Here is an 11774-nt window from a genome sequence, read left to right as displayed (position 1 = left end):
GGCGCAGGCCGTCGTGTAGGAGCGGGTTCACCCGCGAAGAGGCCAGTACAGGCTGTAAAGCATCATGCCATGGACCGCCGTACCCCGCCCTCCAGATGCTGCGCGTCCTCTCTAACTGTGAGCATTCGGCAGCTGCTCGTCAAACGCCTGCCAGCCACCGCCCAGTGCCTTGTAAAGCCCCACCAGCGCCTGCGACACCGCCGCCGAGCTGTCGATCCATTGCTCCTCGCTGGCCAGCAGCGCGCCTTGCACCGTCAGCACATTGAGAAAGTCCACCGCCCCTTCCACATACTGGCGCTGGGCGGTTTCCAGGGCGATACGGTTTTGCCGCACGGCCTCGGCAAGGTGATCACGGCGCAACTGACTGGCGTTGTACAGGCGTAGCACATCATCAATTTCATGCCAGGCCCCCAGCACCACCTTGCGATAGTTCAGCGCGGCTTCCTGCTGTTGCGCCTCGCGCAGTTCCAAGGTGCCCTTGAGCCGACCGCCCTCGAAAATTGGCAGCGACATCTGTGGACCGAAGGCGAACCGACGCGAATCCCAGCCACCGAAATCCGACAGCTGCAGAGCCTGGAAGCCGACACTGCCCGACAGGCGGATACTCGGGTAGAAATCCGCCTTGGCCACGCCAATGCTGGCAGTGGCGGCATGCAGACGGGCCTCGGCCTGGCGGATGTCCGGGCGGCGCTCAGCCAGTTCGGACGGCAAGCCGATGGCAAACTTCTGCTGCGGCGCAGGCAGCTCGCCGCCTGGCAGCAATTCGGCCTGGAGGCTGCGCGGCGGCTCGGCAGCGAGCAGGCTGAGGGCATTGATCAGGTCATCACGCCGCGCTTCCAGGCTTGGCAGGCGCGCTTCGATAGAAGCGACCTGGGCGCTGGCCTGGGCCACATCCAGGCGTGTGGCAACGCCTTCAGCCTGGCGGTCCTGGGACAGCTTCAGGCTGTGCCGGGCGACCCTGAGGTTATCCTGCGTCACATCGAGGGTGTGCTGCACGGCACGCAGCTGGATGTAATTGCCGGCGGTTTCCGAAAGCAGTGCCAACAGCACACCGCGGCGGTCATTCTCGGCCACTTCGACCGTGGCATCGGCAGCCTCGACCTGACGCCGCACACGGCCCCACAGGTCCAGTTCCCAACCGGCCACCAGGTCGCCCTGCCAAAGGTTGAAGGCTTCTTTGCCGGACTTGCCGGACGGATCGCTCAAGCCATCGGCGCTGTTACGAGCGCGGCTGTAACCGGCATTCACGTCCACCGACGGTACTTCGTCGGCAGCCAAGGTACTGCGCAGGGCACGGCTTTGCAGCAGCCGCGCGCTGGCCATCTGCAGGTCGAGGTTGCGTTCGGCAACGCGCTGGATCAACGCGCTCAGGCGGGCATCGTGGAACGTTTCCCACCAGCGCAGCTCAAGCGGTTCGGCCTGCGGCTGGCTGGCCGCTGCCTCGCCTTGCAGCGGCGCCCACTGCTGCGGGGCCTGGCTATCTGGGCGCAGGAAATCCGGGCCCAGGGTGCAACCGGTCAGCAGCACAGCCAGCAGCAAAGGGCTCAAGCGTAATCCCGGTTTCATCGCGCGCTTACCTCTTTGCCGTCCAGCTTGTCGCCACGCGTGTCGATGGTGGCTTCTACCGACATGCCCACACGCAGGCGGGTGAGCAGTGGCTGGCCATCATCGAAGACGATCTTTACCGGAATGCGTTGCACCACCTTGGTGAAGTTGCCGGTGGCGTTATCTGGCTTGACTGCGGCGAAGGTGACGCCGGTAGCCGGGGCAATGCTTTCCACATGGCCTTGCAGGGTTTCGCCGGAGAAGGTGTCGACGCTGATGCGCACCGGCTGGCCCGGCTGTACGTGGGTCAGCTGGGTTTCCTGGAAGTTGCCGACCACATAGGCCTGCTGCAACGGCACCACCGACAACAGGCGGGTGCCCGGGTTGACGTAGGCCCCCACGCGCAGGGCGCGTTCGCCGACCATACCGTCCACCGGCGCTGTGATGCGGGTGTAGGACAGATCGAGCTGGGCCTTTTCCAGGCCTGCTTCGGCACGCTTGAGCTGGCCATCGGCGCTGGCCACTTGAGCCGTGAGGATGTCTACCTGCTTGCGCGCCGCGACCCGCGCAGCTTGAGCGTTGGCCAGGCGAGCACGGGCTTGATCGACAGCACTGCGCGCCTGCTGTGCGTTCTGCACGGTACCCGCGCCCTGCTCGGCAAGGCGGCTGTAGCGGTTGACTTCATGGTCGGCGAACGCCGCTTCAGCCTGAGCCGCCTTCACTGCCGCTTCGGCCTGGGCAATCAGCGCGTCCTGGCGTTCAAGCGTGGCGCGGGCATCGGCGCTTTGTGCCTGGGCTACCAGCAACTGCGCCTGCGCAGCATCCAGCGCAGCCTGGTAGTCACGCGCATCGATGGTCGCCAGCAACTGGCCAGCCGTGACCTGCTGATTGTCTTCCACCAGCACTTGCTTGATGAAACCGGCGACTTTGGGCGCGACCACGGTGTAGTCGGCGCTCACATAGGCGTCATTGGTGCTCTGGCGGTGGTCACTGCCAAACATCCAGGGGCCGACGATGCCGGCCAGGACGGCCACGGCCAGCACCGAGCCGATGAAAAGGGTTTTGCGGTTGTTGGTCATTTCAATGGTTCTCGAAATCATCCAGGGTTCAAGCCACCGCACGCGGCGGATAGACCCGGGTAGGCACGAAAGGAATCAGGCAGATCAGGGCTACGGCGATACAGGCCAGCACCAGATAGAGGTCAGCCGAGGTCAATACCTGCGCCTGGTCGTGAATGCGCTTGGCCAGGCCGGCGGCGTTGCCGTCAACCAGCGGGGCGTTGCCCAGGCTGTCCACCAGGTGATTGGAATGGAAATGCCGGCGCAGGGTGCCAAGAACATCCAGCAGGCCACCGGCGATGACGGCGGCCAGGCCCTTGACGGTGTTGAACCAGCTGGAGGCGAACGGGCCCTCCTGCGGGGTCATGCCATTGGTGGACAGCATCAGCAATGGCAGCACTGCCATCGGCTGGCCGAACACCTGCAGCAGGTAGAACGGGTAGAAGTCGCCACGGATCCACTCGCTGGTCAGCAGGCTGCTGCCAACACAGGACACCGCCAGCATCGCCAGGCCAATGCCCAGCACCCAGCGGCAGTCCACTGCGCGGATGTTGCACAGTGCCGCCGTCAGCGGCAGGGCGATCAGTTGCGGCATGGCCACCAGCATCATCAACGGGCTGGTCTGCGCTGGGCGGTAGCCCTGGATCTGCGCAAGGTAGGCCGACGGGATGCTGCCCACACCCGAGAGCACGATCAGCACACCGGCCAGGGTCACCAAGGCGAAACTCAAGTTGCGCCGCTGCAACAAGCGCAACTGGAAAAACGGCAACGGCTCGGACCACTCGTTGTACATGAACAACACCAGCAACAGCAGGCCACCGCCCAGCAGCCAGCAGATCAGCGGCGAGTCGAACCAACCCCAGCGGTCGCCCAGCGACAGGCCCAGCACAGTGCAACTGATGGCGGGCAGGCCCAGCAGTACGCCCCGCCAGTCGAACTGTTTGAAACGCTCCAGGCGCAGCGGGTCCTGCGGCAGCCCCCAGCCTACGCAGACCATGGCCAGCAGCGAGGGCAGGATGATCTGCCAGAATGCCCATTGCCAACCGACGTATTCGGTCCACAGCCCCGCCAGTGGCGTGCCGAGGTTGGGGCCAAAGGTGGCGGTCAGGGCGTAACAGGCCAGGCCATAGACCTTGATACCTGGCGGCAAAAAGCGCAGGGCCACGCTCATCAACATCGGCGGCAAGGCGCCAGCGGCAAAGCCCTGCAGTACGCGCAGCAACATCAAGCTGTGCAGGTTGGGGGCGAACGGTTGCAGCAGGCCAAACACGGCGAACAGACCAATTGCGCTCAGGGTGAAGCGCCGCAGCGAGAAGGTCGTGGCCAGCCACGGCGCAAAGGCCATGGCCGAGACCGAAGCGGCGCTGTACACCGCCAGCAACCAGGCACCTTCGTCGGCACCGATGCCCAGGGCGCCGCGGATATCGGCCAGGGAAATCTTGGTTACCGACTCGTTGAGGCCGGCGCACAGCACAGCCAGCAATACACCGAACAACCCGACCACCACCTGCAGGCCGAACGCAGCCTGCGCGGGCGCAGCCGGCGCAGGGGCGGCGGCCATGGCGGCAGACGGGACGGACAGGGAACTCATGGGCAGACATCTCCGGCAACAAATTTGCGACTGGAGCAAGTCTAAAAAGGTCAAATGCTTACGAAAACTGACTTGTTGGCAGTTTTATATTGCGTCAAACGCAATCGGGCAACGGATGCGCACGTGCCATACGCCTCAAGGGTCCATCCTGCCGCACACCTTCAACGTCTGCCGCAGCCAGCGATGGGCCGGGTCGTTATCGAACCGCGGGTGCCATGCCTGCATGACATTGACCTTTTCCAGTGGCACGGGGATCTCGAAGGACCGCAATGGCAGTTTCAGCCTGTTCACACTGTTCAGGATATTGGCGGGTATCGGCAAGATCAGGTCCGAGTCCGGCAGCGAAAACATCGCGGAGTGAAAACTCGTCGTGATCAGCGCTACCCGGCGCTCCACCTTGTAATTGGCCAGCGCCACGTCGATAGGCCCATTGGCACGGCCACGGCGTGACACGCTGATGTGCGGGTAGGCGGCGAAGCGCTCAGGGGTGATCTCGTCATCGAAAACCGGGTGCCCTTCACGCGCCAAGCCCACGAAGTAGGTGTTGAACAGGCTCTGAACCTTGATTTCAGGGCCCAGTTCAATGGCTGAACTGATGATCAGGTCGATTTGCCCATTGCGCAGCACCGCATCATCGTCGCCGCTGCCCTCTGGCACGAAACGCAGCACCGTATGCGGTGCCTGGGCCAGCATCATGCGCAACAACTGAGCGCCATACAGGGCGATGAACAGGTCATTGGTGCGGATGTTGAAGGCACGGTCCAGGTTGACCAGGTCGACATCGTCACGGCTGCGGAACACCTGCCCGGCCTGCTCCACCAGGCCATGCACCTGCTCGCGCAGGGCCAACGCACGGGGCGTAGGCACCAGGCCACGGCCGGCGCGCACCAGGATCGGGTCACCCAAAGCATCGCGGATACGCCCCAATGTCCGGCTCATGGCCGCCGGGCTCAGGTTCATGCGCTGCGCTGCGCCCACCACGCTGCCCTCGTCGAGCAAGGCATCGAGGGCGACGAGCAGGTTCATGTCCGGGAGTTGCATGGCCGTTTTCCGTTACAGCTGCGGGAAACGCGATGGTAGCAGGTTGGAGGATTGCATCAGACGCAATGCGCTCTTGCGTGGTGGGGCATTTATTCACTGGGCGTATTCGGCCTTAAATGAAGCATTGGCAGGTTTGGCCTTTTCGCGGGCGCGCCCGCTCCCACAGGCCCCCCACAATTCCCGAATGTTGTGCGACACAACCTGTGGGAGCGGGCATGCCCGCGAAAGGGCCGATCCTGCAGACACACAAGCCAGCCTCTGCCAAGGATTCCAATGCCCAGCCCCGTCCTGATCGCCATCGACGCCTCCCCCGCCTCCAGCACCCTGCTCACCCTCGCCCGCCGCTACTGCCGCCCCGGCGAACACGAACTGCACGTGCTGCTGGCCATCGATTCCACCTTCGCCGTGCATGAGCAACCCGCGCCCTACACCGCCGAGGAACTGGAAGAATACCCCGCCGCCTGCCAGGAACAGCAGCATGCCGACCACGCCGTAGCCGAGGCCGTGCGCGAACTGCAGCAAGCCGGCTTCGCCAGCCAGGGCTGCATGGTGGCCGGGCTGCCGGTTGAAGCGATTGTGGCCAAAGCGCAGGAATTGAACTGCGAACTGATCATCATGGGCCACCGCCACCTGTCGCGGTTGGGGCGGTTGCTGGACCCGTCAATCAGCGCGAAGGTGATTGACCGGGTAGACATGCCAGTGTTGGTGGGCTCTGCCTGACCGCTCATCAGCGTGGTAATGCACCTGCATTGACAAGGCAATGCAATCGCATTACCTTGGGTTGTATCGCTGTCACCCACAGGACATTACTCATGGCTGCCACCTTCGACGTCGAGTCCACGCTGACCGATCGCTATCAAACCACTGTTCCCGAAACGGTGCGGCGCGCCTTGGGCTTGAAAAAACGTGACAAGATCCATTACTCGATTCGCCCCGACGGTGGGGTGATACTCACCCGCGCAGAGGCAACCGAGGACGATCCGGTACTGGGCAAATTTCTGGATTTCCTGGCACACGATATCGCTACCAACCCTCAACGGCTGCAGGTTGTCGATGCTGGCCTCATCGCGCGCCTCGACAAGCTTGTCGGCGACGCGGAGGTCGACCTGGATCAACCTCTGTCGGCGGACGATGAATGAGTGATGCGAGCAGGAAGCCTCTGGTTATTCATGGATGGACTGTAATTGCCCACCCGCTGTTCCTGGCCAAACTGGACGCGCTAAGCGCTCAAGTCGAGGCTCAACGGGACAAAGACCCAACGGGTTATACGAAAAGAAATACCTTTAAAAGGCTGGCCGCCATCCGGCGGTTGGCGTTCGATGTAATCCCTCAAGACCCGACCAAACCCGAATACCGGCAAGGGGCAACACTTGGCGGTGACCACAAGCACTGGTTCAGAGCAAAGTTCTTCCAGCAGTACCGGTTGTTCTTCCGCTACCACACCCCCAGCAGGATCATCGTGCTGGCCTGGGTCAATGACGAGTCGAGCAAGCGGGCCTATGAAAGTAACGACGATGCTTACAAGGTCTTTCAAAAGATGTTGCATAGCGGCCACCCACCGGACGATTGGGACCAGTTGCTGCAAGAGGCTGCCGCAGATTGAGCCGACTGGCTAATACGCATGCATCAGCAGGGCTCCCACAGATGATGCGGGAGGCCGGTATGGTCGCGAAGGTCAACCTTCGCCAGGCTTGACTACCACCGTACAGGTCGTCCCCGCCGCCAGCAAAAACCCTTGCGGCACTTCATCGATGTGAATGCGCACCGGCACCCGCTGTGCCAGCCGCACCCAGTTGAAGGTCGGATTCACGTCGGCGATCAGCTCGCGGCTCTGTGGGTTGTCACGGTCGTAGATGCCGCGGGCGATGCTCTCCACATGCCCCTTGAGACGCTCGCCGCTCATCATCTGCAATTCGGCCTGGTCCCCCACCTTCACATGCGGCAGCTTGGTCTCCTCGAAGAACCCGTAAACCCAGAACGAATTCTCGTCGACCACCGCCATCACCGCTTCACCGGTACGCGCATAGTCGCCCTTGTGAATATTCAGGTTGGTCACATAGCCGTCAACCGTCGCCACGATATGCGTACGCTTGAGGTTCAGCTCGGCTGCGGCCAACTCGGCAAGGGCTTGTTGATAATCGGCTTGGGCGGAATTGGCGATGTTGCTGGCGTCGTCGCGGTTTTCCTTGGAGATCACCAGGTTGTCCATGTCGGCACGGCGCTTGGCATTGACCTTGCGCATTTCCCAGGTGGCCTTGCGCGAGGCGACCAGTGCCTTGGCCTGGTCGACGGCCAACTGGTAGTGCTCAGGGTCGATCTGGATCAGCAGGTCGCCCTTCTTCACCCGCTGGTTGTCCTTGACCGGTACATCCACCACGTAACCGGGCACGTCGGCAGCGACGTTGATGATGTCGGCACGCACACGGCCATCACGGGTCCATGGCGTGGTCATGTAGTGCAGCCACAACTGGCGACCGATGGCCACGGCAGCGACCAGCACCAGCAGGGTGGCGATCAGGCTGAAGAACTTTTTCATCGAAGGATTCTCACCAGTAGACAGACAGCGCCATGGCGCCGAACAAGCAGACGAACAGGCTCAGGCGCAGCAGCGCCGGGTGCCAGAAGAAGCGGTAGCCATCATGGCTGGCAATGAACCGGTCCAGGCCCCAGGCCAGGCCCAGGGCAAACAGGAACATCAAGGTCATGGTGGGCATGTACACGCCATGGAAGGCGATCTCACGGGGCATGGTGCAGTCCTTTCGCCGGTGCCAGTGGCGACTGTGGGTCCAGCAGGGAAGTACGAATGAAGTGCAGGTAGCTTTGCACGCGGCGCAGCACCGAGGTGTCGAAGTGCCGGGCGAATGGCTCGTCGGTGGCCTGCACGCGGGCGATGGCGTGGTCCACTGCCACCAGTGCGCGCTCGTGGTTGCTGGCGCTGGGCTGCAGGAACAGCCGGGTCAGCGCACGGCCCATGACACGGATTGCCTGGCGCCAGGGCTGCGACTCGGCATAGGCCGGGTGCACCGGGGCGCGGGCTTGCTCCTTGCGCAGCTCGATGACGGCGTGGCCGATCTCCAGCACGGTGAACATCCAGCCCATCAGCTGGCTTTGCACCTGCGGCTTGCCGGCCGCCAGGCCATAGGCCTGGTGCAGCAGGTCGCGGGTGCGGCTTTCGAAGGCCGAGCCCAGGCCGCGCAGGCGGCCGCTGATGGCGAACAGCACCTGCTCGCGCAACGCCTGCTCCAGGCGGCTCCACAACCAGCGGCTGTTGGGCGGCAGGATGATCGCCCCGGCGGCGGCACAGACGAACATGCCGATCACCATGCCGATGTAGTCGTTGATGAAGGTGTACGGGTCATAAACGGTGAGGTTGTTCGGCACCGAACCAATCGCGAAGAACACCAGCAGGCCGATGCCATAACCGGCGTAGGCGGGGCGCGACGAAAGAAACGCGCCCAGCACGAACACAGGCGCCAGCACCATGCACAGCAGCGGAAAACCGTCGATCCAGGGGAACACGAAGAAGGTTTCGAAGAAGCCGACAAAAGCGCCGATGGCCGTGCCGCAAGCCATCTGGAACGACATGCGCTTGGGGTTGGGTGACGCCGCCGAAAGGCATACGGTGACCGTGGCGATCAGGGTCATCATGGCGCCACTGGGCCAATCGCTGAGCAGCCAGTAACTGCCCAGCAGCAACAGCACTGCCGAGGCGCGCACACCGGCCGCCAGCGATACCAGCCAGCTGGTCTGCGCCACGTAGGGCTCGTCCCACTGCTCGCGCTCGTGCTTGTGCGCGGCTAGCGAGGCATGGGTTTCGGCGTAGCTCAACATCTCGTCGACGAAGCGGTACAGCAGCTCGAACGCAGTGTGAAAATCGAGCAGGTCGGATTCGCTGGGGTCCGTTGCCAGGTACTCAGCCCGCAGCCCCCGCACCTGGGCCTGCAGGCCTTCCTTGTAGGCGGCCAGCTCCAGGGTCAGGCGCAGCGCATCGGCGTCAGTCAACGCCCGGCCCACATAGGGCTGCAGCAACTCCACCAAGGTGTTCAGGCCCGGTTCGATGGCACTGACGATCTGCAGCGGGCCACGGGCACGCAGGCGCTCCAGCAAGCGGTGCAAGGCATTGAAGCGGGTGGTGATGGCCATGAACTCGCTGTTCATGCGCACCAGCCGGCCACTGCGACGGCGCATGTGCGGGTCTTCGAAAGCGGTGACGTTGCGCAGGCTCTCGAGGCCCACGGCCTCTGCCACGAAGCGCACGTTGCTGCTCTCGAAGCGGTCCTTTTGACTGTCGCCACGCAGGGCCTCGACCACCACCCCGGCAAACACGCCAAAGCGCTGGTACAGGGCGTTGCGCATTGCGGCACTGGCCGACTGCGGCAGGATCGCGGCACTGACGAAGGTCGACACCAGAATACCCAGGGCGATTTCCAGCGCCCGCCATACCGCTGCCATGAACGCCTGGTCGGGGTGTTGCAGCACCGGCAGGCCGATCATCGCTGCGGTGTAGCCAGCCAGCACGAAACCATAGGCGCGGAAGGTGCGGTAGCGCATGGCACCGGCTGAGCACAGGCCCACCCACAGGGCCAGGCTGGGCAGAAACAGCTCGGTGTTCTGCGGGAAGATGGCGATCAGCGCCACCATCATCGCCGAGCCGGCCAGGGTGCCTAGCACCCGGTAGAAGCTCTTGGCGAACACATGCCCGCTTTGCGGCTGCATGACGATGAAAACAGTGATCATCGCTGTACGCGGTTGCGGCAGCTCCAGGCGCATGGCCAACCACAAGGTGATGAACGCAGCGGCCAGCACCTTGAAGATGTACACCCAGGTCACGCCGTCGGTGCGTGCCCAGGCAAAGAAGCCCCGGCGCCATTCCAGGCTTTGCAGCCAGCGCACGGGCAAACTGGAAGTGCTCATTCGGCGTTATCCGGCTTCTTGTCGAAAATGGCCAGGGTGGCCGGGGTCTTCGGTGCTGCCTGGCGTTCCTCTTTCGGCGCATCCTGACCGGCCTGCAGGCCACCACCCAGGGCGGTGACCAGCTCGGCATGGGCAATCAGGCGGGCGGCCTGCACCTGCTGCTGCACCTGCTGCTGGCGGAACAGCAAGGTCTGCGCGTTGAGTACGTTCAGGTAGTCGGTAAGGCCGCGCTGGAACGCGACCATGGCGATGTCGTAGGTTTTCTGCGCGGCAGCAACCGATTCGGCGGCGAAGTGCGACTGTTCTTTCATCGACTCGCGGCGGATCAACTGGTCGGAGATGTTTTTGAGCGCACCGACCACAGTCTGGTTGTAGCGCGCCACGGCCACGTCATAGCCGGCGGAAGCCGCGCCCAACTGCGAGCGCAAACGGCCACCGTCGAAGATCGGCAGGCTGATGGCAGGGCCGACGTTGTAGTTGAACTTGCGCCCGGTCAGGAATTCCAGCGGCCCACCGCCGGTGGCCATGAAGCCCAGGCTGCCGACCAGATCGACGTTGGGGAAGAAGCCGGCGTGAGCGACGTCGATACCCCGCGCCTGCGCAGCCACCTGCCAGCGGCTGGCAACTACGTCGGGGCGCTGGCCAACCAATTCGGCCGGCAGGTTCGACGGCAGGTTCAGCGGTGCAGCCAGGGCCAGGGTCGGGCGCTGCAACTGGGCGCCTTCGCCCGGGCCCTTGCCTGCCAGTGCCGCCAGCTGGTTGCGGGTCAGGGCAATCTCTTCGTTCAGGCTGTCGAGCTGGCGGTGGGTTTCCGGCAGCGGCGCTTCGGCCTGGCTGACTTCGAAATGGGTGCCGATGCCGGCATCCAGCCTGCGCTTGGCCAGGGCCAGGATCTGCTCCTGCTGTTCCAGTTCGGCCTTGACGATATCGCGCTGGGCAAAATGCAGGCTCAACTGGATGTAGGCACGCACCACATTGTTCTGCAGTTCCAGCTGGGCCTGGCGGGCTTCGGCCACGCTCATGTGCGCCTGGTCCACGGCCTGCTCGCTGGCATTGCGCTCGCGCCCCCACAGGTCAAGGGCGTAGCTGAAACCGATGGCGGCGTTGTTGTCCCAGGTGTTGGCACCCGACAACGCGCCGGGGCCATAAAACTGGTCTTCAGGCCAGTTGTGGCGCTTGAGCGTGGCCTGGCCGTTGGCCTGGAGCTTTTCCGCCGACTCGACCACACCGGCCATGGCCTTGGCTTCGCGCACCCGCGCCGCAGCCATGGCCAGGCTCGGGCTACCGGCAACGGCCAGGGCAATCCAGCGGTCCAGCTGCGGGTCGCCATAGGCGTGCCACCACTGCTGGTCGGGCCAGTGAGCGTCGGTCGCGGCTTCGCGAATGGCCGCGTCGGTGGTCAAGGTATTGGCTTGCAGCGTCTTGCTTTGCGGGGCAATGCCCCAGGTTCCGATACAGCCGCTCAAGGTGAGGGCAAGGGCACAGGCACTGAACGCCTTGAGCGTTCTGATGATGCGACGCGGCACAGCTGCGATTTCCCGAGGAAGAGGTGAAGGGGGCCGGGCAATTCTAGGGGGCGGCAGCACTGGCGATAAGCACAGATTCCTGCGAATCTTTGTTACCAA

At 63.7% G+C, this 11774-nt stretch carries 11 protein-coding genes; 3 read left to right on the top strand and 8 right to left on the bottom strand.

Features of this window, described 5'->3' with window-relative positions; genetic code table 11:
- Positions 1–111: 111 nt before the first annotated feature.
- From ACF8Q6_RS12890 to ACF8Q6_RS12875, 4 genes are all read right to left on the bottom strand, one after another.
- Positions 112–1566 (bottom strand): efflux transporter outer membrane subunit, encoded by a 1455-nt coding sequence (locus ACF8Q6_RS12890; RefSeq protein WP_392493534.1) that lies wholly within the window; start codon positions 1564–1566, stop codon positions 112–114.
- On the bottom strand, positions 1563–2624 hold the full coding sequence (locus tag ACF8Q6_RS12885) for an HlyD family secretion protein (RefSeq protein ID WP_392493535.1): 1062 nt from the start codon (positions 2622–2624) through the stop codon (positions 1563–1565). The genes ACF8Q6_RS12890 and ACF8Q6_RS12885 overlap by 4 nt, the downstream gene beginning before the upstream one ends.
- A gap of 28 nt (positions 2625–2652) precedes the next feature.
- Positions 2653–4194, bottom strand: coding sequence for an MFS transporter (locus tag ACF8Q6_RS12880; RefSeq protein ID WP_392493537.1), 1542 nt, complete (start codon positions 4192–4194; stop codon positions 2653–2655).
- A gap of 135 nt (positions 4195–4329) precedes the next feature.
- A complete protein-coding gene (locus ACF8Q6_RS12875) occupies positions 4330–5235 on the bottom strand; it encodes a LysR family transcriptional regulator (RefSeq protein WP_392493539.1) in 906 nt (301 codons plus the stop codon).
- 273 nt (positions 5236–5508) lie between these two features.
- Between ACF8Q6_RS12875 and ACF8Q6_RS12870 the strand changes: the two genes are divergently transcribed.
- The 3 genes from ACF8Q6_RS12870 to ACF8Q6_RS12860 all read left to right on the top strand — a co-directional run bounded on the left by ACF8Q6_RS12870 (position 5509) and on the right by ACF8Q6_RS12860 (position 6838).
- Positions 5509–5955, top strand: coding sequence for a universal stress protein (locus ACF8Q6_RS12870; protein ID WP_014859918.1), 447 nt, complete (start codon positions 5509–5511; stop codon positions 5953–5955).
- Positions 5956–6047: 92 nt separating this feature from the next.
- The gene (locus ACF8Q6_RS12865) at positions 6048–6374 is read left to right on the top strand and encodes a type II toxin-antitoxin system PrlF family antitoxin (protein ID WP_014859917.1); all 327 of its coding nucleotides are present in this window, start codon (positions 6048–6050) and stop codon (positions 6372–6374) included.
- Complete coding sequence (locus ACF8Q6_RS12860; RefSeq protein WP_014859916.1) at positions 6371–6838, top strand: type II toxin-antitoxin system YhaV family toxin; 468 nt, start codon at positions 6371–6373, stop codon at positions 6836–6838. The genes ACF8Q6_RS12865 and ACF8Q6_RS12860 overlap by 4 nt, the downstream gene beginning before the upstream one ends.
- A gap of 72 nt (positions 6839–6910) precedes the next feature.
- On the opposite strand, the gene ACF8Q6_RS12855 is transcribed toward ACF8Q6_RS12860, so the two are convergent.
- From ACF8Q6_RS12855 to ACF8Q6_RS12840, 4 genes are read right to left on the bottom strand one after another with little or no spacing between them, the layout of a single operon-like run.
- A complete protein-coding gene (locus ACF8Q6_RS12855) occupies positions 6911–7771 on the bottom strand; it encodes an efflux RND transporter periplasmic adaptor subunit (protein WP_392493540.1) in 861 nt (286 codons plus the stop codon).
- Positions 7772–7781: 10 nt separating this feature from the next.
- Positions 7782–7982 (bottom strand): DUF1656 domain-containing protein, encoded by a 201-nt coding sequence (locus tag ACF8Q6_RS12850; RefSeq protein ID WP_003251718.1) that lies wholly within the window; start codon positions 7980–7982, stop codon positions 7782–7784.
- The gene (locus ACF8Q6_RS12845) at positions 7972–10149 is read right to left on the bottom strand and encodes an FUSC family protein (RefSeq protein ID WP_003251716.1); all 2178 of its coding nucleotides are present in this window, start codon (positions 10147–10149) and stop codon (positions 7972–7974) included. The genes ACF8Q6_RS12850 and ACF8Q6_RS12845 overlap by 11 nt, the downstream gene beginning before the upstream one ends.
- Positions 10146–11675, bottom strand: coding sequence for an efflux transporter outer membrane subunit (locus ACF8Q6_RS12840; RefSeq protein ID WP_392493541.1), 1530 nt, complete (start codon positions 11673–11675; stop codon positions 10146–10148). Before ACF8Q6_RS12840 ends, ACF8Q6_RS12845 begins: the two co-directional genes overlap by 4 nt.
- Between the last annotated feature and the right edge of the window lie 99 nt (positions 11676–11774).

This window comes from Pseudomonas sp. GLN_2 (genome assembly GCF_043106005.1).
Lineage (GTDB): Bacteria > Pseudomonadota > Gammaproteobacteria > Pseudomonadales > Pseudomonadaceae > Aquipseudomonas > Aquipseudomonas alloputida.
The sequence above is the reverse complement of the archived record's forward strand: the minus strand, read 5'-3'. Positions and strand labels throughout refer to the sequence as shown.